Genomic DNA, 25056 nt, shown 5'->3' on the forward strand with positions numbered 1-25056 from the left:
GGCAAGGCATATGTGACTTGGCATCGTTTATTGGAGTGGCTTCATGCAGGATGAGTAATTTGGCTGTTTTCTGCAGTATCGGCCACAATGGACCGCCCCCCTTCGCACTCGATCCGTGAAAGAACCATCCGTCATGTACTCCGAACTGAACCGCGCGTCGATCACCACGCTGGTGGACGACTTCTATGCCGACATCCGGCGCGAAAGCCTGCTTTCGCCGATTTTTAACGGCGCCATCGCTACCAACTGGGAACCACATCTCGAGCGGATGGTCGATTTCTAGTGCTCGGTCATGCTGGCCAGTGGCGAATTCAAGGGCAATGTGTTTGGCACACACATGCAGATCCAGGGGGTGGAAATGGAGCATTTCCGGCGCTGGCTGACGCTGTTCGAGGCGCACGTGCGGCGGCTGTTCCAGCCCGAGGTGGCCGAGCAGTTCATGGCGGCCGCCCGGCGGATTGCGGCCAGTTTGCAGTACGGTTATTTCGGCCGCACCGAAATCATTTAACGGGAGCGCCATGAAAACCCTGCCTGCCGATGTCTCTCACTACAAAACGACGCCGGAGTTCACTCAGGACACTGTCCCGGCGGGATTGCAGCGCGACCACACGACCGCCGCCGGTGTGGGGGCGCATCGTCGTGCACGAGGGCAGCTTGCGCTATGTGATCGAAGAGCCGGACATGGAAGAGCACCTGCTCGTGCCCGGTACGCCGGGGATCGTCGAGCCACGGATTGCGCATCATGTCGTGATCGATGGGCCGGTGCGTTTTTGCCTTGAGTTTTACCGGTAGTCGGTCACTACCTGGCCATGGCTGCGGTTTTGTTTCGACTCGCAAAGTCCCGCAACACCTCGCGCGCAGCATTATGTCCCGGTGCCCCGGTAACACCGCCACCTGGATGCGTCCCAGACCCGCAGGTATACAGCCCAGCAACCGGTCCACGGTAATCGGCATGCCCCAGCATCGGCCGCGCCGCGAACAGCTGGTCCAGCCCCAGCGCGCCATGGAAGATATCGCCCCCGACGAGTCCAAACGTGCGTTCCAGATCCAGCGGACTCATGATCTGGCGGCCGAGCACGGAGCGCTTGAAATTCGGTGCGTGGCGATCGACGGTGTCGATCATCAGGTCGGCCACGCGGTCCCGGTGCGTGTCCCAACTCGACCCATCGGGCAGCTGGGGCGCGACGTGCTGGCAGAACAGGCTGGCCACGTGCCGGCCGGGCGGCGCCAGCGTCGGGTCGAGTGTGGAAGGAATCAAGACCTCGACGATCGGTTCGCGCGACCATCCAAAGGTGCGCGCGTCGTGATACGCGCGCTCCATGTACTGCAGGCTGGGGGCGATAATGATGCCGCTGCCGTGGTGCTCAGCCACCTCCTTGCCGGGCAGGCAGTTAAAATCGGGCAATTCCGACAAGGCCACGTTCATGCGGAAGGTGCCGGAACCGCAGCGCCAGGCCCGCATGCGGCGCAGGAAATCGTCCGGGAGCGCGCCAGGGTCGACCAGCTTGGTGTACAGCAGGCGCGGGTTCAGGTTCGACACGACGACTCTGGCATCGACACGTTCGCCTTTCACCGTAACGACACCGATCGCACGCCCCTTCTCCAGCAGCACCTCCTCCACCGCGCAACCGGTACGAATCTCCACGCCCAGCGCGCCGACAGCCTTCGCCATCGCCTGCGTGATGGCGCCCATGCCGCCGATCGCGTGCCCCCATGCGCCCTTCTTGCCGTTGACCTCGCCGAACACGTGGTGCAGCAGCACATAGGCCGATCCAGGCGAATACGGGCTGGCGTAATTGCCCACCACGCTGTCGAAACCATAGACCGCCTTGATCGGCGCGCTGTCGAACCAGCCGTCGAGATAGTCGCCCGCCGATTTGGTGAACAGGTCGAGCAGTTCGCGCTGCGTCGAGAGCGACAGCTTGCGCATGCGGTTGCCGAGTTTTCCGGCCTTGATCAGCTCGGGCAAGGCCGTGAGCCAGCTGACCTGCCCCAGGTTCGGCGGCGTCTGCAGCACCAGCTCGCGCAGCAGGTCGGCCGCGCTGTCCAGGTGAGCGCTGTAGGCATCGAGCCGGTCGGCGTCGCGCTGCGAGAATTTGGCGACTTCGGCGGCCGTGCGGCCTGCGCCGATCTTCAGGTAGTTGCCATCGTCCAGCGGAAGAAAATTCGACAAGGGGCGCTCGACGATGCGCAGGCCGTGACTGGCCAGGTCCATGTCCTGGATGACCTTGGGGTTGAGCAGCGAAACGGTATACGCCGCGACCGAGTTGCGAAAGCCCGGGTGGAATTCCTCGGTCACCGCCGCGCCGCCGACGACATCGCGCGCCTCCAGCACCGTCACCTTCAAGCCTGCGCGAGCCAGGTAAAAGGCGCATACCAGGCCATTGTGGCCACCTCCAACGATGATTGCGTCGCGCATCCGCTTTCTCCTCATGTCACAACTGCATTATCTAACGAGAAACGCAAAAATTGCACTTGATATTGTTGGGAAAATGCCCCCCACGCTGGATGTCCCCTTTCGGGTGTTTCCAGTCACCCATTTGTCCGGCCGAAGGCGCTGCACGAGGCAAAAGTTGTACAACGGCGATGCCCAACAGCGCGCACGCTTGCGCGCTTCATCACCATGAGCGTCTCCGCCAATCGTCGGCGCTATACTGAATGTGTTCCTGCAGCGACCGAATCGTTTAGCCGAATCCGGTCGGTACCGTGCATTCAACCGCTGACTGTCGAGGGGAGAGAAAATGGATACGTATTTACAGCAAATTCATTCCCAAGGATTAATTAATCAAGAGGAATATGATGCCTTGCTCCCGACGGGTGTCCAATCTGCGGAAGAGTTATATGCGGTGACCCTTCATTTCCCATCCTTGGCCGATGTCATTCCTGGACATAATCTGGCCAAGATTTCCGCAATTTCTGCGCGGGGGACACCGATCGCCTTCCGAAACCTGGCCTTGAGTCAATCCATGTCACCGATTCAATTCGCTAATGGCGCTGAACCACCGTCGAACGCCAGATTTCCGCTCGGCTCAACCACGAGTACCGTTCTTCCGAAGACATCTTCCAGCCCGGGCATCCCATTGAACCGTATCGACCACCACAGCACGGCCCGCGGCATCGGGTGGCCAGTGCGTGACCAGGGCAGACGTGGAACCTGTGTCGCCCATGCGCTCGCGGCATGCAAAGAGTTACTCAGCCTCCAGTCGGGCACGGCACCGATCGGTGACGCCTCTGAACAATTTCTTTTTTGGGGAGCAAAGCAATTCGATCCGAACGCGAATTCGGATGGGACCATGCATGTGCATGCACTCAATGCGCTGCAACACCATGGCTTGTGTCCCGAGGCGGACTGGCCATATGTCCCGCTGGCAGCCGCGACTGTCCATCAGGGTCCACCTCCGGCGTCCGCGCAACACGCCGCATCCCAGAATCTGCATACGGGCGGAACCATCACCAACAATGGCAATGCGGCCCAGCTCTACCAGGCATTGAGCAAATTTCCGGTCGCCATCGGTGTTCCGGTCTTCGCCGACCCGAACGCCCTGACGCACGACAATTGGAATGTCAGCGGCCTCCTGGAATTCGGTCGCGTACTCGACCCGCAGCCACGATCCGTCGTGACCGGCGGCCACGCCGTGTGTGTTGTCGGATTCGAACCGGATCCCCGCGAGCCATCCGGCCATGGATGGTTCATAATACGTAATTCTTGGGGAACCAATAATTGGGGGCACCGCTTGCCCGTGCCCGGATCCTACTGGGGTCCGGAAGCAGGGTATGGACAAATCAGCTGGTACTACGTTGATTCTTTTCTTTGGGAAATGTGCTCGTTAACGTAGAGCCTGCCACTATCTTCGTAGAGGGAACCGTATGAAAATGAGTGCCGACGATAATATCCTGGCTTCGCCGGGAGATTTTTCAACGCGAATCGACGAAGGCGTGCTGATTGCGCCGCCCGCGCTTGTCGAACTGGCGCAAGCCCAGAACCTGGGGTCCGCCGAAGAGTTCGTAGGCTATGCCCGCAGCTTCCCATCCGCAGTTGCCGCTTCCTTAGGGTGGCAGCCGTCCGCCGCCATCGCGGCAGCGCAAACGCTTAGCAACCAGTTGTTTGATGCGGGGATCCTGAATGTCGAAGCAATTCCAAGCCGCGTGTACGGACTTGGATAGTTCGCCATGAAATCCGCCATGTCCTGTACATGGCGGACCAAGACCGCGACCTCACCGGCGGAGGGCGGCTGCGGTATGCGCTCGCCGGCCAAGCAACGGTGTGATGTTCTCCACCAGCGTGAAACAGGCTGGTAACATGCTTATTCGCGCCGCGCCGGTGGCGTGCGACTGTTCGACGGCGCGGCCTGCGGCCCGCTGCTCGGCCCGGCGGTGACCGGCCTGTCGCCCTCCCAATCGAGCCGGTCGATACACATCCGCCGCGTGGTCTGGTCCACGTCCCAGGCATGGTAGACGATCCAGGTCTGGCTGCCGTCGGGCGAGGTGGTGAACGAATGATGGCCCGGACCGATGACCGCGTCCGGCCGGCTGCGCATCAGCAGCGCCTCGTGCCCGCCTTCGGGACGGCGATACGACCCCAGCGGATGATCGGCCACGACATGGCTGATGCCGTCGGTTTCGCGCTCCCAGGCGCCGCCGCTGTAGAAGCAGTAGACCTGGCCATCATGCACCTGCACGAAGGCGCCCTCCACCGTATGCCAGTCGTGGACCCCGCCGTACATGGGGCGATCCTTGCGAAACACATGCCAGTCCTGGTACGGGCGCACCACCACCTGGGGCTGGCCGGCCAGCGTGTGCATATCGAGCAGGCGGTCGAGCATGATGCCGGTGCGGACCCGGTGTTCGCCCACCTCACCAGCGAGGTCGCGGGCGTGAGCGCGGCGCCGGCGCGCCGGATCAGGACCTCGCCATACCAGGTCGGCACCACCCCGCGCGGCAGGCGTTCGAACAGCGCCACGCCGACTGCGTGCTCGAGCTCACCGATCAGCTTCGAGGCGCCGGGCTGGGTCAGCCCGGCCGCTTCGGCGGCATGCACGATTGATACGTGACGACCAAGTTCGACCAGCAGCACCAGGCGGCGCGTCTTGAAGTGAAAACGGATGAAGCGGGTCGAGGATGAGTCGCGCATGCCACATTATGAAATTTCTATCAATAAATCAATAAGCACCCGATGATCGAAGGTCACATCGGCGTGCCGTGGTTTGTCACCATTCGGCAACGTCGGCGCGCAACAAGCGATCAACAAAAAAGCCCACCGCAGTGGGCTTTCCTGCAAGGGAATATCCCCTTATTTGACCGTGACACCGATATCGCCCTTGAAGATGGCCATCTGCAGCTGAAAGTCATCGACCACGCCGCCGGGCCTGCCGTCGACCAGCACGGCGATGGCGCGGCCGCCCTGGACCTGTTTCATTTCGTCGTGCGATAGCGAACGCGCAGCGCCGCTTTCGCTGTGTTCCGATACCTGGGTGACTGCCAGGTTCTTGATAACCAGGGTTTTCATGATCGTGCTCCTCAATGCGAGTGGATGGAAAGGGAATGAGCTTGCCGAATGCGCTCGCTACCAGTCATGCATCAAATGTGCCAGGCTGTGGGGTAGGCCATTCAAGCCCGTCCTGGCGTCTTGATGGTCGTGCCGGAACCAACAGATCGCGAAACACGGGTGGGCGACACCAAACACTCCATAAAGCGGACCGGAAGTGTGGCAGGATCGTGGCTGATGCAAACTTCCTGCACAGGCAAACGAGCAAGCCATGACCCAGATGACCCACCGTGTCGGCACCCGGACCTACACCTTCGCCGACCTGCGCGACCTGCTGGCCAAGGCATCGCCGGCGCGCTCCGGCGACTACCTGGCCGGCGTCGCGGCCGGCAGCGCCGAGGAACGCGTGGCGGCGCAGATGGCACTGGCGGACCTGCCCTTGACGACCTTCCTGAACGAGGCCCTGGTGCCCTACGAGCTCGATGAGGTCACGCGCCTGATCGTCGACAGCCACGACGCCGCGGCGTTCGCGCCGATCCGCCACCTGACCGTCGGCGGCCTGCGCGACTGGCTGCTCGGCGACGCGGCCGACGAGGCGCAGCTTGCGCGCATCGCCGCGGGCATCACGCCCGAGATGGCGGCCGCCGTCTCGAAAATCATGCGCATCCAGGACCTGGTGCTGGTCGCCCGCAAGTGCCGCGTCGTCACGCGCTTCCGGGGCACCATCGGCCTGCCGGGCACCCTGTCGACCCGCCTGCAGCCGAACCACCCGACCGACGATGTCTCCGGCATTGCGGCGAGCCTGTTCGATGGCCTGATGTACGGGAGCGGCGACGCCGTCATCGGCATCAACCCGGCCACCGACAACCTGCCGCAGGTGATCAAGCTGGTCCGGATGCTGGGCGATATCATCGAACGCTATGCGATCCCGACCCAGTCCTGCGTACTGACCCATGTGACGAATACGATCGCCGCCATCGAACGCGGCGCGCCGGTCGACCTCGTGTTCCAGTCGATCGCCGGCACCCAGGCGGCGAACGCCAGCTTCGGCATCGACCTGGCGCTGCTGCACGAAGCCCGCACGGCCGCCCTGTCCCTCAAGCGCGGCACGCTGGGCGAGAACCTGATGTATTTCGAGACCGGCCAGGGCAGCGCGCTGTCGGCCAACGCCAATCACGGCCTCGACCAGCAGACCTGCGAGGCGCGTGCGTACGCGGTGGCACGCGCCTTCAAGCCGCTGCTGGTCAATTCCGTGGTCGGCTTCATGGGGCCGGAATACCTGTACGACGGCAAGCAGATCATCCGCGCCGGCCTGGAAGACCATTTCTGCGCCAAGCTGCTTGGCCTGCCGATGGGTGTCGACGTCTGCTACACCAACCACGCCGAAGCCGACCAGGACGACATGGACGTGCTCCTGACGATGCTGGGGGCGGCCGGTTGCACCTTCGTGATGGGCATTCCCGGTGCGGACGACATCATGCTGAACTACCAGACAACGTCCTTCCACGACGCCCTGTATGCACGCCGCGCCCTTGGTTTGCGGCCGGCGCCGGAATTCCATGCGTGGCTGCGCGACCTCGGCATTTTTACGGACGACGCGCAGGCCACGCTGGGCCGCGCGCTGCCGGCGCCGTTCCAGCGCGCGCTGCTGCAGCTGCCTTGAAGGAGATGTCATGTCGGAGATGACAGTCAAACCAGATCCCTGGCAGGCATTGCGCCAGTTCACGGCCGCGCGCATCGCGCTCGGGCATACCGGGGTCAGCCAGCTGACGGGCGCCCAACTCGACTTCCAGCTGGCGCATGCGCGTGCGCGCGACGCCGTGCACCATGCACTCGACACGGCGCACTTGTCGCGCTCCCTCGCCCAAGCATGGCCGCAAGCGCCCTCCCCGCTGTTGCTGCACAGCGCAGCGGAGAATCGCCACGTCTACCTGCAGCGGCCCGATCTCGGCCGCAGGCTTGACCTGCCCTCGCGCGCCCTGCTCCTGGCTCAGCGCAACAGTACCGTCCATGAACCTCCCTACGACCTTGCCATCGTCGTCGCGGATGGTTTGTCCGCACTGGCCATTTCGCAGCACGCCCCCCCCTTGCTGCAGGCCTTGCGTGCACGCCTGATCGAGGAGGCATGGGTGCGGGCACCCTTGGTGATCGTCGAACAGGGCCGCGTGGCGGTCGGCGACGAAGTCGGCGAACTGCTGGGCGCGAAGATCGTCGTGGTCCTGATCGGCGAGCGGCCGGGCCTCAGTTCGCCCGACAGCATGGGCCTGTACATCACCTGGGCACCGCGCGTGGGACTGACCGACGAGCGCCGCAACTGCATCTCGAACGTCCGGCCGGCCGGGCTGGGATTCGATGACGCAGCGAGCAAGCTGCATTACCTGTTGCGGGAGGCGCGCAGGCGCCAGCTGACTGGCGTCGGGCTCAAGGACGAGACCGACAATGTGGATCAATTAATCGATGCTGGCGGGCGCAGCTTTCTGCTGTAGCGCCCGCCGCGAACTTACACGCCGACCATCGACACCGCCTTGGTGTTCAGATAGCCCTCCATCGCCTCCGGCCCGCCTTCGGTGCCATAACCCGAATCCTTGATGCCGCCGAACGGCAGCTCGGCGCTCGGCGTGGCCGGCTGGTTAATCCACAGCATGCCCACTTCCATGCGGTTCATCAGGAGCTGGGCATTCTTGATCGAGCGCGTAAAGGCGTAGCCGGCCAGGCCGTACGGCAGGCGGTTGGCCTCGAGGATCGCCTCTTCCAGGCTGTCGAAACCGCGGATCGCGGCGACCGGACCGAAGGGCTCGTCGTTGAACACGCTCGCGTCCAGCGGCACATCGGCAAGAATGGTCGGCGCGAAGAAGTTGCCGGTCTCGCCGATGCGCTTGCCGCCGGTGGCGAGGATCGCGCCCCGGGCCTGCGCATCCTCGACGACTTTCGACAGCGCGGTGACGCGGCGCGCATTGGCAAGCGGCCCCAGCGTCGTGCCCTCGACCAGGCCATCGCCCAATGTGAGGCGCTCCGCATGCTGCACGAAGGCGCGCGTGAATTCTTCCTTGATCGCGTTGTGCACCAGGAAGCGGGTCGGCGAAATGCAGACCTGGCCGGCGTTGCGGAACTTGGCGCCGCCGGCGGCTTTGACCGCCAGTGCCACATCCGCGTCCTCGGCGATGATGACCGGCGCATGGCCGCCCAGCTCCATCGTCACGCGCTTCATGTGGGCGCCGGCCAGGGCGGCCAGCTGCTTGCCGACCGGCGTCGAACCGGTGAAGGTGACTTTGCGGATGACCGGGTGCGGAATCAGGTAGCCCGAGATCTCGGCCGGGTCGCCGAACACCAGGCCCACCACGCCAGGCGGCAAGCCGGCATCGACGAAACACTGCAGGAGCGCCGCCGGCGAGGCCGGGGTTTCTTCAGGCGCCTTGCACAGGAACGAGCAGCCGGTGGCCAGCGCGGCGGCGAGTTTACGCACGATCTGGTTGATCGGGAAGTTCCACGGGGTGAAGGCGGCCACCGGTCCGACCGGCTCCTTGAGCACGAGCTGCTGCGCAGCGGGATTACGCGACGGGACGATGCGCCCATACACGCGCATGCCTTCGGCAGCGAACCAGTCGATGATGTCCGCACCGGCCAGGATCTCGCCCTTGGCTTCCGCCAAGGGTTTACCCTGCTCCTGCGTCAGCAGGCGCGCGATATCGCCGGCGCGTTCGCGCAGCAGATTGGCTGCGCGGCGCATCGTGGCCGCACGTTCGGCTGCCGGCACGGCGCGCCAGGTCTCGAAGCCCTTCTGGGCGGCGGCAAGCGCGCGGTCCAGGTCGGCGATCGTGGCGTGCGCAACCTTGCCGATCGGCTGGCCGGTGGCCGGGTTCAGCACGGGGATCGTCTTGCCGCCGGTGGCATCAAGCCATTCGTTGGCGATCAGGAGGCGGGTGTCGGGGTAGCTGGACGTCGTCATGGCGGGTGGGGTCCTGTGTTGGGGAAAGATGGATAGTAACCCGAGTGCCGGCCGCTTGCAGGCGAGATGCAATGTGCGCATGCCAGCTTGCCGACGAGTTCAACGCGCGTCGAACGCTCAGAACAGATCGAGGTTCGGCGACGGCTCCGTCAACTTGCGTGACGCGGCGGGCGCCGCCCAGTCGCGCATGGCGGCTGCCGGATAATGCCGCAGGAAGCTGCGCGCCGACTCGATGTCGGTGCACGCAAGCCAGTCGCCGACCTCGTCGCGCGGGACGATTACGAGCGAACGTTTCTCGTCGTCCGGCTTGTGCATGCGGCGCATCAGGGCATGGTCGTCGGCGTTGATGGTGATCTGCGTGAACGATGACGCCACAGCGCCATCTTCCTCGCTCCAGTCACGCCACAGCCCGGCCACGAAAAACAGCGACTCGTCAGCCATGCCGATCGCATGCCGCACGGCGCGCCCGCTCTCGTAACAGGGTTCGTAATACCAGGCCATCGGCACGGCGCACAGCTGCAGCCGGCGCCAGGCCTGGGCGAAGGAGCGCCGTTCGCCGATCGATTCGGCGCGTGCGTTCATGGTGTCGAACGGTTTTACGTCAGGGGCGATCTTGCGGCGCGGGACCATGCCGTAGCTTGCCAGGCAAGCGGCCGGGCGGCCGTCACGCCCCGCACGCAGGATCGGGGCGGCGTAATCCTTCCAGGTTTCCTCCGGCCAGCGCCAATCGGCGGGCAGCTCGCTGAAGGCGCCGAGCGTGCCGAATTGTTCCGGCGTGGGAGGACGGTAGTTGACGCACATGTTGCGGTCGGATCAAAAGCCTTCGAGCACGATGTCAAGGTGGGTGACGCTCGGAGCGCCGTCGAAGCAGTGACCGACGAGGCGGCGCCACTCCTGGAAGTCCTCGCTGCCGCGGAAATGGACGGTATGGTCTTCGAGCGTCTCCCAGCGCACCAGCAAACGGTAGGCGCGCGGGTTCTCGATGCCGCGCTGCAGCTGCATGCCTTCACAGCCGCGCGCACGCTGGAACAGCGGCCTTGCCTGGCGTACGGCGGCTTCGAATTCGGCTTCCATGCCGGCCTTGATCATCAGTTCCGCACTCTCGAGTACCATCGTTCAGCCCGCCGCGTCGAGGAAGAAAATGGCGTGGGCCTTGGCCGGCGTTTCCACGGTCGGCTTCTCGACCTGCAGCTGTGCACAGTCTTGCGCGACCAGGCTGCGCCAGTTGCGCATGCCGGCGTTGGCGAACAGCGGATTGGCCTTGGCCGCCAGGCTGATGTCAAGCGCCAGGCGCGCATTGCGCGGGCCAGTTTTGGCATAGCTGACGCCCCGCAATTCGATCCCGAAAGCGGCCAGCCACGGCTCCCACAGGCCCGATTCGGTGCCCGCTACGATGCGTTCGAGCATGTCATTGAAGGAAACGCCCTTTTTGACCACGCCGCGCAGCAATTCCAGCGATGGCGCGAAGCGCGCGTCGGTGCTTTGCTTGCCCGCGCCGTGGTCGGCGATCGCCTTCAACTCTTTCGAGAAGGTGGCATCGCGCTCGGTGTAATCGCGCACGCGGTCATAGAACCCGGCATCGATAAATGGATTCTCTGGCCGCCCGGCAGGCGCGCCCTCTGGTTTGCCCGCTGGAGGCTGTTTTTTGTTCGTCATGGCTTCTGAAACTTCGATGGTAAGGCGGCAGTTTATCACTGTATCGATCGGGCCTGCGCAATGCCGGCGCACATCGATCCGGCTTCTTATCCTACGAAACGCCCCGCCAAGTCCTTACATGCTGCACCGCACCATTTCACTATACTGGCCAAAAGACATACCGGAGACGCCTGAATCGCCATTGATGAGGCAACCATGATTAACCTAGCAACTGGAAACTGGCCTTTTTTTGGCTTCAACCCTTGGGCCGGCGTGCTCGAGAGCCCCGACGTCTCGCGCAAGACACCCCCAGCCGGAGGCGAATTCCTGTCGGGGACATTCGACAACGATTCGCGGTCCTTACAATATAAACTGTATATACCGAGCGGCGACAGGAATGCGCCGCTGCCGCTCGTGGTGATGCTCCACGGTTGCGGACAGAGTGCGGCTGATTTCGCGCTTGGCACGGGCATGAACGAACTTGCCGAGGAAGCGCAATGCCTGGTTCTCTATCCCGAACAGTCCTCGCAGGCGAACTGGAACCGCTGCTGGAACTGGTATGAGGAAGCGCATCACGAGCGTGACGAAGGCGAACCCGCGCTCATCGCGGCCCTGACGCGCAAGCTGATCGCCGAATATGCCGTCGACGAGTCGCGCGTATCGGTCGCGGGCCTGTCCTCAGGTGGGGCAATGGCAGTCATTCTCGGACGGACCTATCCCGACTTGTTCAAGGCGGTCGGCTGCCACTCGGGCCTTGCGCATCGCAGCGCAACGGACGGTTTCTCGGCCATGACCACCATGCGCGATGGCGCCGATCCGGCCTCGATGAAGCAGGCAATTCCCCAGTCCAGCATCCCGGTCATCGTGTTCCATGGCGATGTGGATCGCACGGTACACCAGAAAAACAGTGCCGACGTGGTGCAGCAAACCATCGCCTGCCATATGGCACAGGTGCCTGGCGAAACGCGGGAAATGGCCATGCACGAGGAAACCGGCGAGGCACGCGGACGCAGTTTCACCCGGCATACGCATCGTGACGAGATGGGCGACGTCATCGCTGAACACTGGACCATCCATGGTACCGGTCACGCCTGGTCGGGCGGGAATTCGCACGGCAGCTACACCGATGCGAGCGGACCCGATGCGAGCAGGGAAATGCTGCGTTTTTTCGCCGGGCAATAAGCGGGCCCGCGCCGGCGTGGTCGATCAGCTGAGCGACCACGGCAGTCACCTGCCTCCAGAACATCAGCGTCATCCTGAAGCCCTGCGTCCGCCGTCACCCGGCGGCAACGCATCATGACGATGGGGAGTCCTCACCACGCGCGCCAGGTCACGTCCGCCCTGTCGACCTGCGGCCCTACTCTCGGTAACTCACGCGTGAATGCTAGACTTTGCCATCAATGGCTTTACCGGCCGTCGCTCCGCACCCCGGGTAGCCGCGCCACACGGCTGCCCCAGTCAAAGGACATGTTTTGAGTACCCGTTTTATGCCGTTCAAGTTAATCCTCCTTTTTATGGCCGCTCTGGTCATGCCGGCAAGCGCGGCCCCCTTTGGCGAGCCGGACACACCTGCCACTGCCGTCGCCGAGCCCGACCCGCTCGGCCGGGACACACCGCGCTCGATGATTTCAGGGATGATCAAGGCTCTGGCCGAACACGATTACGACCGCGCCGCCCAGTTCTTCGACCTGCCTGGCAACAGTAACCGGCAGCGCGTCAACGCCGCGATCCAGGTACGCGGCTTCCAGGCGCTGCTGGACGATGGCGGCTCGCTCGAACCTTACGTCGCCTTGTCGAATGAGGCTGTCGGCAGGATCGACGACGACCTGCCCATCGACCAGGAACGCGTCGGCCAGATCACGATCCAGAACAAGAAAGTGCCGGTCCTGCTGGCCCGCAGCGAGGAGGCCGGCCAGCAGATATGGCGCATTTCGCAGGAGACGGCGAGCCAGATCGCGGCGGCGACCAGGCAGCCCGCTGCGGCCCAGGCCCTGGAACCGGACAAATTCGTTATCGCCGGCGCACCCTTGAAGGACTGGGCGCTGCTGCTCGGGCTCGGGGTGTTCATCTTCGGCGGCTTGTGGGTCGTGTCGGCACTGCTGATCGGCGCCGTGCGCCGCCTGGTGGCCGACCCCGCGGCAAGTGGCTTCTACCGCTTCCTCGAGGCTGCCCTGCCGCCGCTGAGCCTCCTGGTCGCCGTCATCCTGTTCCTGAACTGGGCAGAACGGCTTCCGGTCGCTATCGTGGCCCGGCAAACCTTGCTGCGTTATACCGGCATCCTGTTCGTCATCGCCTTCGTCTGGTTCGGCCTGCGCCTGGTCGATGCAGTCGCCGAGCTGGCCATCGTGCGCATGCAGCAGCGCCAGCGCCGCCAGGTTGTTTCCGTGATTACCTTACTGCGGCGTAGCGCGAAAGTGTTGTTGCTGGTGTTTTCCGGGATCGGCATTCTCGACACCTTCGGCATCGACGTCACCACGGGGATTGCGGCGCTCGGCATCGGCGGTATTGCCCTGGCGCTCGGCGCCCAGAAGACGGTCGAAAACCTGGTAGGCAGCGTCACCGTGATTGCCGACCGGCCAGCACAGGTGGGCGACTTCATCAAGGTTGGCGAGGTCGTCGGCACGGTCGAAGACGTCGGCATCCGCTCTACCCGCATCCGCACCGGCGAGCGCACGGTGGTGACCATTCCCAACGGCGACCTGTCGGCGCGCCACATCGAGAACTTCGCGACGCGCGACCGCTTCCTGTTCAACCCGGTCATCGCGGTCGATTATGGCGTCTCGTCCGCGCGGCTCAGGGAAGCGATCGGCATCGTCCAGGGGGTGCTCTCGGAGCACGAGCGCATTGCCGAAGGCGCGCGCGCCAACCTGGCCAAGATCGGCGAACGCTCGTTCAACATCGACGTATTCTCGTATATCGACGTGCCGGACTTCGACGAAAGCGTCCTCATCCGCGAGGACTTGCTCCTGTCGATCTACGAGGGTCTCGAAGCGGCGGGAATCGGCCTGGCGTTCCAGACCAGGACCATCGTGTTTACGCCCGAGCAGTTCCAGGCAATGAGTGCGCGGCCGGCCGTCGCCGAATTGCAGATCGCGCCATGACGCGTCAGTTACCGCAATACCGCTTCCGCCCTTCCCCGCGCCTGATGCAGTTTCTTGTAGCTGTCGATCAGGCGGTGATGCCTGTCGAGACCTTCCAGTTTCATGCTCGTAGGCGTTAAGCCGAAGAAGCGCACGCTGCCGTCCACCGAGCCCAGCACCGCGTCCATCCGCGGGTTGCCATACATCCGGCGGAAATTGACGACGTAATCGTCCAGTTCCAGTTCGTCGTCGAGCGTTACCTCCAGCACCACATTCAAGGCCTGGTAGAACAACCGGCGTTCGACGGTATTATCGTTGTACTGCAGGAAGGCCCCCACCAGCTCGTGCGCCTCGTCGAACTGCTGCAAGGCGAGGTTGATCAACAGCTTCAACTCGAGTACCGTCAGCTGACCCCAGTCCGTATTCTCGTCGAATTCAACCCCAATCAGGGTCGCGATGTCCGAGTGCTCATCGAGCTCATTGTTCTCCAGGCGCTCGAGCAGTGCCGCCAGGCTGGCATCGTCCAGGCGATGCAGGTTCAGGATATCTTCGCGAAACAGCAGTGACTTGTTCGTGTTATCCCAGACCAGATCTTCTACCGGATAAATTTCCGAATAACCCGGCACCAGGATACGGCAGGCGACGGCGCCCAATTGGTCATATACCGCGGTGTAGACTTCCTTGCCCATGTCTTCGAGGATGGCGAGCAAGGTCGCGGCTTCCTCGGCATTCGAGTTTTCGCCCTGGCTTGAGAAATCCCACTCGACAAAATCGACGTCTGCTTTGGCGCTGAAGAAGCGCCACGACACCACACCGCTCGAATCGATGAAGTGCTCGACAAAGTTATATGGTTCCGTCACGGCTTCGCTTGCAAAGGTAGGCTGAGGCAGATCGTTCAGGCCTTCGAAACTGCGGCCTTGCAGCAATTCCGTGAGACTGCGTTCCAGCGCCACCTCGAAGCTCGGGTGCGCGCCAAACGAGGCAAAGACACCGCCGGTGCGCGGATTCATCAAGGTGACGCACATGACCGGATAGGTCCCGCCGAGCGATGCATCCTTGACCAGCACTGGAAAGCCCTGCTCTTCCAGGGCCTCAATCCCAGCCAGTATGCCGGGGTATTTCGCCAGCACTTCCTGCGGCACATCAGGCAAGGCCATTTCGCCCTCCAGGATTTCGCGCTTGACCGCCCGTTCGAAAATCTCGGACAGGCATTGCACCTGCGCCTCGGCCAGCGTATTGCCCGCACTCATGCCATTGCTGGCGTACAGGTTTTCAATCAGGTTGGACGGGAAATAGACGACTTCGCCATCCGAATGCCGCACGAACGGCAGCGAAACGATACCGCGCTGCGCATTGCCGGAATTGGTGTCGATCAGGTGCGAACCGCGCAACTCGCCGTCGGGATCGTAGATGCCCAGGCAGTACGCATCGAGAATGTCGCCTGGGACCGCATCGCGTTTGCCAGGCTTGAACCAGCGCTCGTTCGGGTAATGCACGAAGTCGGCGTTGGCAATGTCCTCGCCCCAGAACGCACCAGCATAGAAATGGTTGTTGTTCAGGCGCTCGATATACTCGCCCAGGGCCGATGCCAATGCACTTTCCTTGGTCGCGCCCTTGCCATTGGTGAAACACATGGGCGAATGCGCGTCGCGGATGTGCAGCGACCACACATTCGGGACGATATTGCGCCAGGAAGCGATTTCGATCTTGATGCCCCAGCTTGCCAGCATGGCCGACATATTCGCGATGGTCTGCTCGAGCGGCAGGTCCTTGCCGGGGATGTAAGTCTGCGATCCCTCATCCGCCTGCAAGCTCAGCAGCGCCTGCGCGTCCGCATCCAGGTTCGCGACCTCTTCGATCACGAACTCTGGTCCTTCCTGCACGACTTTCTTGACGGTGCAGCGCTCGATAGAGCGCAGGATACCCTGGCGGTCCTTGTCCGAGATATCGGCCGGCAGCTCGACCTGGATCTTGAAAATCTGCTTGTAGCGATTTTCCGGGTCGACGATATTATTTTGCGACAGGCGGATGTTTTCGGTCGGGATATTGCGGGTATTGCAATACAACTTCACGAAATAGGCCGCGCACAGGGCCGACGAGGCGAGGAAGTAATCGAAGGGACCGGGCGCCGAGCCGTCGCCCTTGTAGCGGATCGGCTGGTCGGCGATGACGGTGAAGTCGTCGAACTTGGCTTCGAGCCGCAGTTTGTCGAGGAAGTTGACTTTGATTTCCATGGGAGAATTCCGAAGTGGTGCTGAAAACGATGAATCCGACATTATCCGTCGTTTCAGCCCCGGCTCCTATGCAAAACATGCAGCCTGTAAAACCCGAACGCATTCCCGCCCTCATTTCGGGCCGAGAACATCGCCGATGGCAGCCCTGCTCAGCGCCACTTGCGCGGCATCCTCTTGCAGCAGCCGAAGCCGTCGCTGCAGCGGCGCCCAGCCGGGCCACTCCGCGATCCAGGTCGTCCGCCCTTGCGACGGCGCTGGCCCACCTCCAGGCGCCGCGCCCAGGCTGGTCCTAACCTCGGCAAACATGCTCTCGAGCGCTGCCTCGACCTCCCGCGCGGGCAGGTTCTGCGCATAGCGCTGCAACAGCAGGCGCAGCGAGGCCATGTGGGCCGCCAGCAGATAATTCTGCACGGTAAAGCGGTTCAGTTCATCCGGCGCACGCCGCTTCGCCGCCGGTTCGTCGAGCATGCGCCCGATCGCCCCGCTGAGCATCGCCAGGCTGTCCATGAAACGCTTGCGGCTGATCCGGTAATGGACGTCGTCGTCCGTACGCCGCAAGAGCAAGTCGGCGGCCGCATCGATGTACTTGCGGTTGGCCTCCAACACCGCATCGACCAGGCGCGGCAGGTTCTGGTACTCCCAGCTCGGCAGCACGTAGCTGAAGAAGGTGGCGATCAGGGTCCCGAGCAGCGTGTCCAGCAGCCGCTCGGTGATGCCGCTGCCCCCATGCGGCACCGTGAGTCCAATCAGCAACAGCGCCTGCACGCTGGCGGCGACCGCCGTGTAGCGGTATTTGATCGCCAGAAAGCTCGAGGCCGCCACGGTCGCGACGAACATGAAACCGATCAGCAGCGCGGGCGTGTGCACAAAATGCAGGATCACGGCGGTAATCATGCAGCCGATCAGCGTGCCGATCAGGCGGTCGGCACGGCGCTGGCTGGTCAGGCTGAAGCTCGGTTTCAGGATCACGGCGATGGTCAGCGCCGTCCAGTAGCCATGCGAGGTATACGGCAGCCAGCGTGCCGACACGAGACCGATTGTAATCGCCATCGCCACCCGCAGCGCGAAGCGAAAGACCGGCGAACTCCAGCGCAGGTTCGCCAGCAGCATGCCGACGCTGTAGCGCTGCTGGGTGAGGAAGGGCGTCATGTCCGAACGGGACATCATCGGCAGCGCGCTGTGGGACGCCTGGCTGGCAGCATGCAGTTGCCCGATCATCGCGATCACTTCGCTGATCTTGTTGACAGTGGCGCGCAGCGCCGCCTGCGCATCGAAGTCCTCGTCCTCCCCCGAAGGCAGCTCGCGCAGTACGGCGTCGAGGGCGCGCAGCGCATGCTCGTAATCGACCGTGGAGGTTGACGGCTGATCACGGGTCATCGCGTACGCCACTGCCTCGATGTCGCGCGCAGCCTTCCCGATCAGGTCGCCCAGCAGCGCCAAGGTGGTGCCGCCGGCAAAATGCTGGCGCAGCACGCCATAGTCGGTGTCGGTCGACAGGACCAGTTCGTACAGGTCGAACATGGCGTAATGCACCTGCACCAGGATCGCCTCGTCTGGCGCGGGCTTGCCACGCAGGATCAGGTCGCGCGAGGCTTGCTGGCGTTCGGCCAGCACGCTTTGCTCGCGCACCAGCTTTTCCATCTGCGCCGGCAGGCTGGTGGCCGGGTCGTAGCATCCCGCCTTGATGTTGGTATAGACCGCCAGTTCGTACAGCGCTTCGGCCAGCACCTGCTGCTTGAGACGGCGCCGCAGCCGCCACACGACAACCATGGCATAGGCCATGTATCCGGCGCCGCCGGCAAAGAACAGTGCGGCGTGCTGGAGCGCCTGCAGCGGCGTGGCCGGCGCCTCGCTCGCCAGCATCATTACGAACAGGGCCGCAAATTGCAGCGGCATCGCCTTCCTGCCGTAGACCACCATCATGCTGGCCAGGAAAGAGACCAGCACGATGACCGCCAGCAGGAGCCACTCCACTCGCGAACTCAGGCTGACGACCAGCGCCACAACCGAGCACAGCAGCACGCCTGCCAGCATCTCGTTGAACTTGTGGCGCAAGGGGCTGGGCATGTCCATCAGGCTGGTGCACAAGGCGCCCATGGCAACGGCGACCGCCGTCGGGAGGTCGGCGACCACGTAGGCCAGGTAGGTCAGGCCAATGATGCCGGTGGCGATGCGCAGGCCGGTGTAGAAATAGTGGCTGAAGAGGAAGGTCCGGGGAGCGAGGGCGTAGTGCATGGGGGTGGGTCGCTCGCTTTCGTGGATGAGCCAATGCGGGAGGGAATGTTGAGTTGATTATAAAACAAGGTGAGCTGAGCGCCCATCGGGCGCGGCGTTCCGGATCAACCAGCCCTGTCAGTGCGCTTGCCGCTCCGGTATCATTCGGGGATGAATGAGATTTTTTCCCCTCCCTTTATCATTGGTGTCGCCGGCGGCAGCGGCAGCGGCAAGTCGACGGTGACCCAGCAAGTGCTGGCGTCATTCGGCGCCGATATGGTGTCGGTCGTGATGCAGGACGATTACTACCGCGACCAGTCCGATCTCACCCCGGAAGTGCGCCGCAGGCAGAATTACGACCATCCGCAGGCCTTTGACTGGCCGCTGCTGATCCAGCACGTCCAGGCCTTGCGCAATGGCGAAGCGATCGAGATGCCGGAGTACGACTTCACGATCGACAACCGCTCGACCAAGACCATTCCTGTCAAACCAGCTCCGGTTATCGTCATCGAAGGCCTGTTTGCCTTGTATGACGCGCACTTGTGCAACATGATGTCGCTGAAGATCTTTGTCGACACCGCTCCGGATGTGCGCTTCATCCGCCGCATGCAACGGGATATCGCCGACCGCGGCCGTTCGACCGAGAGCATCGTCAACCAGTACCTGGAAACGGTGCGGCCGATGCACAAGCAATTCATCGAGCCGACCAAGCGCAACGCCGATGTCATTTTGCCGCATGGTGCGAATGGGCCGGCGGTCGATGTGATTACGACCAAGGTGGCGAGCGTTATTGGGCGGTTGAAGCGGGTTTGATCGTATCGCCCGCTTGCGGCCCGATTGTCTTCTTAGTTTATTTTTGCCAGCATTCCTCGATCTACTCCATTACACGGACGGGGGCGAATGCAAGCGTCCATCAGTTTCCGTTTGCGTGCGCGAATGCCATGCTTAACCCGCGCTGTATTCCTCGAGGCCGGCGGGATTGACCTCGCCATTGGCTACCTCCCGGACCGGGAGGCGCGCAACTTCTTCCAGCAGCGCCTGTTCACCCACTCCTTCATCAGCCTGCTCAACGCAAAGCATCCGGTCCGCGGCAAGCGCATATCGATGGGAGACTTCCTGCGCATCGGCCACGCCGTGATCCGCGCAGAGCGACGCAGTCAGGAAGTCTTTGAGCAGCTGCTCGCGAAGCAAAGGATCGAGCGACGCATCCTGCTGTCGGCGCCGCACTTCATATCGATCCCGTTCATCATCACGTCGACCGATTTAGTGCTGACGGTGCCATATGCGATCGGAAAACCGTTTGCCAAGATTGCGAACATCCGGCCGACTTGGCCAAGCGTAAATCGCCCGTGAATGAAAAAACCTTAACCTGAAAGCGCTACCTGTCATACCATCGACGGAGAACCACTGCGGTTCGTTCCAGAACGGGAAACAGGAGACGACAACGATGAACTTGCGCGCAAGTTTCAGCGATATGAAGGACAGTACCCGGGAAGACTGGCAGCTGATCGGCCAGGAATTCTTGCCCTTTGCTAAAGGCCTGCCCGACCGCATTTTGGAGGCGGCCATTTTGAAACCTTTTGTCAGCGACGCCAATCACTGGATGGTGCAGAACCACAGCGTATTCCAGGGCTATCACTTCTTCCATCATCTGGGCTTGAACCGCGAGATGCGCGACCAATTCACGGGCCATTCTTTCTATGGCACCACGGTCGAATTCTGGGACCTGTATGACGCGCCGGCATTCGACAAGCATGCGGAAACACTCCCACCCACCGAATTCGAGCCAATGCTGCGCCGCGTGTTCGAAAAGCCGCGCCGCAGTCTCTATCGCGGGGCCAACCCACCTGAACAACCGGCCTGAACCCACATCATCCAAGGAACCGTCATGAATATCCCCTCCATCAAAGACCAGGTCAGCGCCGACGAGTGGCAACTACGATGCGATCTGGCCGCCTGTTACCGGCTCGTTGCGATGTACGGCTGGACCGATTTGATCTTTACGCATATCAGCGCCCGGGTCCCTGGGCCTGAGCACCACTTCCTGATCAACCCCTACGGAATGATGTTCGATGAGATCACCGCATCGTCCCTGATCAAGGTCGACCAGGACGGCAACAAGCTTTCCGAGTCGCCCCTGCCGGTCAACCGCGCCGGTTTCGTCATCCACAGTGCCATTCACGCCGTGCGTGACAACGCCCAATGCGTGATTCATACCCATACCCGCGCCGGGGTGGGAGTCAGCGCCCAGCGCAATGGCGTGTTGCCGATATCCCAGCAATCGATGTTCGTTCTCGCCTCGCTGGCGTATCACGACTACGAAGGCGTCGCGCTGCATGACGCTGAAAAGCCGCGCTTGCAGGACGACCTGGGCATGGCCAATTTCCTCATGTTGCGCAACCACGGCTTGCTGACGGTCGGCTCCAGCATCGCCGACGCCTTTCTTTCGATGTACACATTCGAAAACGCGTGCCAGATCCAGCTGGCAGCACAGGCGGGCGGCGGCGAATTGCGAATGATTGCACCAGAAATCCTGGGCAGCGCCGCCGAATCGCTCAGGGCCCAAACGTCGGGACTGGGTGGGGCATTCGCCTGGCCTGCGCTGATACGCAAGCTCAACCGCGTCGACGAGAGCTACCTGACGTAAGCCATCCTGAATACAAACGATAAGGAAACATGCATGAACAGTTTTATCACGCTGTTGCCGACCCTGCTGATCGGCGCACTCGCCCTGATCATGTTTGGACTGGGCCTGTCGCTCACCCTTGCCGACTTTCGCCGGCTGCTCGGGCATCCCAAACCGGTGGTGCTGGCACTTGTGTTGCAGGCATTGGTGCTGCCTGCGATCTGTTACGGCCTGATTGTGGCGCTGGACGTGTCGCCGGTATTTGCCGTTGGCCTGATGCTGCTCGCTGCCTCACCGGGCGGCGTATCGGCGAACTTGTACAGCCATCTTTTCGGCGGCAACGTTGCAATGAATATTTCGCTGACGGCCATTAATACGGTGCTATCGATCGTCAGCCTGCCCCTGATCGGCAACTTTGCGATCAACAGCTTTGCCCGAACTGGCCAGGTTGTGCCAATGCAAACGGGAAAAGTGATCGAGGTGATCGCGATCGTGCTGGTGCCGGTGGTGATTGGCATGTTCGTGAAAAGCCGTGCGCCGGCTTTCGCCGCTCGCTCGGAAAAACCCATGAAACGCTTTTCGATGGTGGTGCTGGCCGCGCTGGCACTGATCGCCATCGCCAAGGAGTGGACCGCTTTGAGCTCCTCGTTCGCCTCGATCGGATTAGCCGTCATTGCCTTCAACGCCATCAGCCTGGGACTGGGTTACTACGTACCGCGTCTCGTCGGGCTGGACAAGCCGAATGCGATAGCGATCGGCTACGAAATCGGCATCCATAACTCGACGCTGGCGATTTTTGTCGCGGTATCGGTGCTGGGCGACTTCCAGCTGATGGTACCGGCGGCGATCTACTCCGTCAGCATGTACGTGCTGGCCACGGCCTTCGGTTTTCTTGTATTGGGAAGGCAGCCGGCCGCGGTTGCGGCGCGGGCCTGATGTCGATTCAGGAGATGGCGCTTGCCAGCGGCGCCATCTCGACCGCCACGCCGGACAGGACTGCGTTACCCGACAATGGGTCGCGCAGGTTCTCATCAAACAGGGCGTTCAGGTTGACACCGGGCCGCTCGGCCGCCACGCCGAGACGGGTGCCGGCCAGGTCATGGCCCCAGCCATGGGGCAGGCTGACCACGCCAGGCATCATCTCGTCGCTCACTTCCACCTGTACGTCGATGCGCCGCGCGCCGTTACGGATCTGCGCCATGCCGCCATCAAGCAGGCCGAGCCGGGCGGCGTCGATCGGATGAACCAGCGCCGTGCAGCGGTAGGCGCCCTTGGCCAGCACCGGCAGGTTGTGCATCCAGCTGTTGTTCGAGCGCAGCTGGCGCCTGCCGACGATCACGAGATCCGGTTCGGGCGCGGCCAGCTCAAGCGCCACACGCGCCAAGTCATCCAGCAACATGGGCGGGGCAAGTTCGATCTTGCCGGACGGCGTGCGTAAGGCTTCCGGAATCCGCTGGGTCATCGGTCCCAGGTCGATGCCGGACGGGGCGTGCCTGATTCTATCCAGCGTGAGCCCGCCGGGCACCCGGCCGAACCCGTCGCCATAAGGGCCGGTGCGCAGCGCCAGGTCGAGCAAACGCTCCGGCCCGCGCTGCGGGGCCAGCGCCGCCGAGACCAGCCCGGCGGCCGGACCAAACGCCTTGTCCAGCTCCTGCGCCAAAGCGGCGTCGTCAAACGCCTCGATGTCGGCCCTGGCGCCCTGCCCTTTCGCGATCGCGGCGATGCGCAGCAGGCTCTCCCATTCATCGGGCTCACCTGGCTGGCGGGCCAGCACCGGCGGGCTGTAGCGCGCGTGATTATGGTGCGAGAACTGGGTGAAGGTGACGTCGTAGTGCGCGTCCTCCAGCGGCGACGGCCCGGGCAGGATCACGTCGGCGTGGCGCGACGTTTCGTTGAGGTAGATGTCGAGGCTGACCATGAACTCCAGCTTGTCCAGCGCGGCGGCCAAACGCGGGCCGTTGGGAGCCGAGAGCACCGGGTTGCCGGCGATCGCGATCAGCGCCTTGATCTGTCCCGGGCCGGGCGTATCGATTTCTTCGGCCAGGCAGGTGATCGGCAACTCGCCCGCCACCTCTACCGCGCTCGAGACGCGCGAGCGATGGCGGCCGCTGACGACCCCGCGACCGACGCCCGGCTTGCCGCGCGTGTTGGCGCCGAATGCCGCGGCCTTGGGAAACATGGCGCCGCCCTCCTGGTCCAGGTGGCCGGTCAATACATTGATCACATCGATCAGCCAGGAGCACAAGGTGCCGAACTGCTGGGTGCACGTGCCGATGCGGCCGTAGATGGCCGCGCGCGGTGTGGCGGCGAGCGTACGGGCCAGGCTGCGGATGGTGGAGGCATCGATGCCACAGCGCGCGGCAACGCGTTCGGGCGCGTAGTCCCTAACGGCCGCGGCAAGCTCCTCAAACCCATTGCAGTGCCCGGCCAGCCGGCCGGGCCGCACCAGAGCTTCTTCGAATAGCGCTTGCACCATGCCGAGCAGGAAAAAGACATCGGCGCCGGGACGAATGAAGTGGTGGGCATCGGCCACCCCGGCGGTCTCGGTGCGGCGCGGGTCCACCACGACGATCTTGCCGCCGCGCGCGCGCAATGCCCTGGCCTTGCCGCGGAAGTCAGGCACGGTCCACAAGCTGCCGTTCGACACCATCGGGTTGGCGCCGAGGATCAGCAAAAAATCGCAACGTTCGATATCGGGGACGGGAACCGACAGCCAGCTGCCGAACATGAGACCGACCGAAAGCATCTTGGGTACCTGGTCCACGCTCGATGCCGAGAACATGTTGCGGGTGCCCAGTGCCTTGGCCAAACGCGGGAAGTAGAGCATCAGGCTCATCTTGTGCGAGACCGGGTTGCCCAGCACTGTCGCCACCGCGTCCGGCCCGCCAGCCGCGATAATGGCGGGGAGGCGCCGCTCGATCTCCGCATAGGCCTCGTCCCAGCTGGCTTCGACGAACTTGCCGTCACGCTTGATAAGGGGTAGGCGCAAGCGGTCGGGGTCGTCGTGCAGGTCCTTGAGGCCGATTGCCTTGGGGCACAGGAAGCCCTTTGAGAACACATCGTTTTTATCGCCGCGAATGCGGACGACGCGGCCCTGCTCCAAGTCCAGTTCAAGACCGCAACTGGCCTCGCAGAAGGGGCAGATACGGTGGGCGACTGCGGTCGAACTTGTCATGGCGACCCTTTTAAAAGGAAAACCGAACGGTCGTGCGATTGTGGGTCAGGGGTGGCGCGGCTGTCAAGCAGCTAGCGGAGGCTAGGATAATTGCCGGCAGCCGCGGCGGCTATTCCTCATAGCCTGCCACGCAACGAAGTAGCGTGTTTTTGTGTCGGAAGCGTTGGTTATGAAATGCCTCCATGTAAAAAAGCCCCGAACTCGAGGCTTTTCAAAAATCTTTGGAACGCGCAACCTGAAATATGATCACTCGCACTCGATGATCAACGGCTGAGCCAACCCATTGATTGTGCGGGAGATCTCATCAATACCGCTGATCGATACCACGCGCCGTACCATGGCAGGCTCGCGTATAGGTTCGGACCCTCAGATGGGGAATAATACAGCCTTTGACAGGGTCTCCGTCGGGATTGCTCGTGATCAAGGTGGCGCCATAATCGGCGCACGCCGCCAGCTACCCGGTGCGCGCGGCCGGCGCGCCTTCGAGCGCGTCGATTATCTTTAACAGCTGGCGCATTCGCCCTGGTTGGCGGCAGCCGGCGCAGGTTTCCCAAAGCAGGTCGAATTCGGCCACGGCCGCCTGGTAGTCGAGTGGCTCCGGACAAAGGGCCGCCGCATGTGTCGACTCGGTGCGGTCTTCGTGCTGTCCTGGTCTCATGCG

General features: G+C 62.9%; 24 protein-coding genes and 2 pseudogenes. 14 read left to right on the forward strand and 12 right to left on the reverse strand.

Annotated elements, in window-relative coordinates; genetic code table 11:
* Positions 1–115 precede the first annotated feature (115 nt).
* From ACHAC9_RS02740 to ACHAC9_RS02750, 3 genes and pseudogenes are all read left to right on the forward strand, one after another.
* Positions 116–283: a hypothetical protein gene (locus tag ACHAC9_RS02740; protein WP_435756886.1), complete on the forward strand. Its 168-nt coding sequence runs from the start codon at positions 116–118 to the stop codon at positions 281–283.
* 9 nt (positions 284–292) lie between these two features.
* Positions 293–508: a hypothetical protein gene (locus tag ACHAC9_RS02745; protein WP_435756887.1), complete on the forward strand. Its 216-nt coding sequence runs from the start codon at positions 293–295 to the stop codon at positions 506–508.
* Between the two features lie 10 nt (positions 509–518).
* Positions 519–792 (forward strand): annotated as a pseudogene (locus ACHAC9_RS02750) (DUF1971 domain-containing protein).
* A 7-nt stretch (positions 793–799) separates the two neighbouring features.
* Here ACHAC9_RS02750 and ACHAC9_RS02755 read toward each other — a convergent pair.
* Positions 800–2419, reverse strand: a complete 1620-nt coding sequence (locus tag ACHAC9_RS02755) for a phytoene desaturase family protein (RefSeq protein ID WP_435756889.1) — start codon at positions 2417–2419, stop codon at positions 800–802.
* A gap of 322 nt (positions 2420–2741) precedes the next feature.
* On the opposite strand from ACHAC9_RS02755, the gene ACHAC9_RS02760 reads away from it, so the two are divergent.
* A complete protein-coding gene (locus ACHAC9_RS02760) occupies positions 2742–3836 on the forward strand; it encodes a C1 family peptidase (protein WP_435756891.1) in 1095 nt (364 codons plus the stop codon).
* Between the two features lie 31 nt (positions 3837–3867).
* A complete protein-coding gene (locus tag ACHAC9_RS02765; RefSeq protein ID WP_435756893.1) occupies positions 3868–4164 on the forward strand; it encodes a hypothetical protein in 297 nt (98 codons plus the stop codon).
* Between the two features lie 140 nt (positions 4165–4304).
* On the opposite strand, the gene ACHAC9_RS02770 is transcribed toward ACHAC9_RS02765, so the two are convergent.
* The 3 genes and pseudogenes from ACHAC9_RS02770 to ACHAC9_RS02780 form a co-directional block, all read right to left on the reverse strand.
* Positions 4305–4724: a family 43 glycosylhydrolase gene (locus ACHAC9_RS02770; RefSeq protein WP_435756895.1), complete on the reverse strand. Its 420-nt coding sequence runs from the start codon at positions 4722–4724 to the stop codon at positions 4305–4307.
* Between the two features lie 152 nt (positions 4725–4876).
* A pseudogene (locus tag ACHAC9_RS02775) lies at positions 4877–5131 on the reverse strand (helix-turn-helix domain-containing protein); the annotation flags it as partial.
* 159 nt (positions 5132–5290) lie between these two features.
* The gene (locus ACHAC9_RS02780; RefSeq protein ID WP_435756897.1) at positions 5291–5506 is read right to left on the reverse strand and encodes a hypothetical protein; all 216 of its coding nucleotides are present in this window, start codon (positions 5504–5506) and stop codon (positions 5291–5293) included.
* A gap of 250 nt (positions 5507–5756) precedes the next feature.
* Between ACHAC9_RS02780 and ACHAC9_RS02785 the strand changes: the two genes are divergently transcribed.
* Together ACHAC9_RS02785 and eutC are read left to right on the forward strand one after the other, a co-directional pair.
* Positions 5757–7148: an ethanolamine ammonia-lyase subunit EutB gene (locus tag ACHAC9_RS02785; protein ID WP_435756899.1), complete on the forward strand. Its 1392-nt coding sequence runs from the start codon at positions 5757–5759 to the stop codon at positions 7146–7148.
* A gap of 10 nt (positions 7149–7158) precedes the next feature.
* Positions 7159–7971 carry an ethanolamine ammonia-lyase subunit EutC gene (gene eutC / locus ACHAC9_RS02790; RefSeq protein WP_435756900.1) on the forward strand — a complete coding sequence of 271 codons (813 nt, stop codon included), beginning with the start codon at positions 7159–7161 and terminating at the stop codon, positions 7969–7971.
* Positions 7972–7985: 14 nt separating this feature from the next.
* Here the strand turns inward: eutC and ACHAC9_RS02795 are convergent, their stop codons facing one another.
* The 4 genes from ACHAC9_RS02795 to ACHAC9_RS02810 all read right to left on the reverse strand — a co-directional run bounded on the left by ACHAC9_RS02795 (position 7986) and on the right by ACHAC9_RS02810 (position 11087).
* On the reverse strand, positions 7986–9431 hold the full coding sequence (locus ACHAC9_RS02795) for an NAD-dependent succinate-semialdehyde dehydrogenase (protein WP_435756902.1): 1446 nt from the start codon (positions 9429–9431) through the stop codon (positions 7986–7988).
* A 117-nt stretch (positions 9432–9548) separates the two neighbouring features.
* The gene (locus ACHAC9_RS02800; protein WP_435756903.1) at positions 9549–10232 is read right to left on the reverse strand and encodes an SOS response-associated peptidase family protein; all 684 of its coding nucleotides are present in this window, start codon (positions 10230–10232) and stop codon (positions 9549–9551) included.
* Positions 10233–10244: 12 nt separating this feature from the next.
* A complete protein-coding gene (locus ACHAC9_RS02805; protein ID WP_435756905.1) occupies positions 10245–10544 on the reverse strand; it encodes an antibiotic biosynthesis monooxygenase family protein in 300 nt (99 codons plus the stop codon).
* A 3-nt stretch (positions 10545–10547) separates the two neighbouring features.
* Positions 10548–11087, reverse strand: a complete 540-nt coding sequence (locus ACHAC9_RS02810) for a hypothetical protein (protein WP_435756906.1) — start codon at positions 11085–11087, stop codon at positions 10548–10550.
* A 195-nt stretch (positions 11088–11282) separates the two neighbouring features.
* Between ACHAC9_RS02810 and ACHAC9_RS02815 the strand changes: the two genes are divergently transcribed.
* The gene (locus ACHAC9_RS02815; RefSeq protein ID WP_435756908.1) at positions 11283–12248 is read left to right on the forward strand and encodes an extracellular catalytic domain type 1 short-chain-length polyhydroxyalkanoate depolymerase; all 966 of its coding nucleotides are present in this window, start codon (positions 11283–11285) and stop codon (positions 12246–12248) included.
* A 332-nt stretch (positions 12249–12580) separates the two neighbouring features.
* Positions 12581–14167, forward strand: a complete 1587-nt coding sequence (locus ACHAC9_RS02820) for a mechanosensitive ion channel family protein (RefSeq protein WP_435756910.1) — start codon at positions 12581–12583, stop codon at positions 14165–14167.
* 8 nt (positions 14168–14175) lie between these two features.
* Here the strand turns inward: ACHAC9_RS02820 and ACHAC9_RS02825 are convergent, their stop codons facing one another.
* Both ACHAC9_RS02825 and ACHAC9_RS02830 read right to left on the reverse strand, forming a co-directional pair.
* Positions 14176–16380, reverse strand: a complete 2205-nt coding sequence (locus ACHAC9_RS02825) for an OsmC domain/YcaO domain-containing protein (RefSeq protein ID WP_435756912.1) — start codon at positions 16378–16380, stop codon at positions 14176–14178.
* A 111-nt stretch (positions 16381–16491) separates the two neighbouring features.
* Positions 16492–18615, reverse strand: coding sequence for an FUSC family membrane protein (locus ACHAC9_RS02830; protein ID WP_435756914.1), 2124 nt, complete (start codon positions 18613–18615; stop codon positions 16492–16494).
* Between the two features lie 150 nt (positions 18616–18765).
* Between ACHAC9_RS02830 and udk the strand changes: the two genes are divergently transcribed.
* The 5 genes from udk (at position 18766) to ACHAC9_RS02855 (ending at position 22156) form a co-directional block, all read left to right on the forward strand.
* The gene (udk, locus tag ACHAC9_RS02835) at positions 18766–19407 is read left to right on the forward strand and encodes a uridine kinase (RefSeq protein ID WP_435756916.1); all 642 of its coding nucleotides are present in this window, start codon (positions 18766–18768) and stop codon (positions 19405–19407) included.
* A gap of 87 nt (positions 19408–19494) precedes the next feature.
* Positions 19495–19947, forward strand: a complete 453-nt coding sequence (locus ACHAC9_RS02840; RefSeq protein WP_435756918.1) for a hypothetical protein — start codon at positions 19495–19497, stop codon at positions 19945–19947.
* A gap of 94 nt (positions 19948–20041) precedes the next feature.
* Positions 20042–20458, forward strand: coding sequence for a hypothetical protein (locus ACHAC9_RS02845; protein WP_435756920.1), 417 nt, complete (start codon positions 20042–20044; stop codon positions 20456–20458).
* 24 nt (positions 20459–20482) lie between these two features.
* Positions 20483–21241, forward strand: a complete 759-nt coding sequence (locus ACHAC9_RS02850) for a class II aldolase/adducin family protein (RefSeq protein WP_435756923.1) — start codon at positions 20483–20485, stop codon at positions 21239–21241.
* Between the two features lie 33 nt (positions 21242–21274).
* On the forward strand, positions 21275–22156 hold the full coding sequence (locus ACHAC9_RS02855; protein ID WP_435756925.1) for a bile acid:sodium symporter family protein: 882 nt from the start codon (positions 21275–21277) through the stop codon (positions 22154–22156).
* Between the two features lie 7 nt (positions 22157–22163).
* Here ACHAC9_RS02855 and ACHAC9_RS02860 read toward each other — a convergent pair whose 3' ends face one another.
* Both ACHAC9_RS02860 and ACHAC9_RS02865 read right to left on the reverse strand, forming a co-directional pair.
* The gene (locus ACHAC9_RS02860; RefSeq protein ID WP_435756927.1) at positions 22164–24395 is read right to left on the reverse strand and encodes a molybdopterin-dependent oxidoreductase; all 2232 of its coding nucleotides are present in this window, start codon (positions 24393–24395) and stop codon (positions 22164–22166) included.
* Positions 24396–24849: 454 nt separating this feature from the next.
* Positions 24850–25053 (reverse strand): hypothetical protein, encoded by a 204-nt coding sequence (locus tag ACHAC9_RS02865; protein WP_435756929.1) that lies wholly within the window; start codon positions 25051–25053, stop codon positions 24850–24852.
* Positions 25054–25056 lie beyond the last annotated feature (3 nt).

The organism is Massilia sp. CMS3.1 (assembly GCF_051262535.1).
Classification (GTDB): Bacteria; Pseudomonadota; Gammaproteobacteria; order Burkholderiales; family Burkholderiaceae_D; genus Telluria.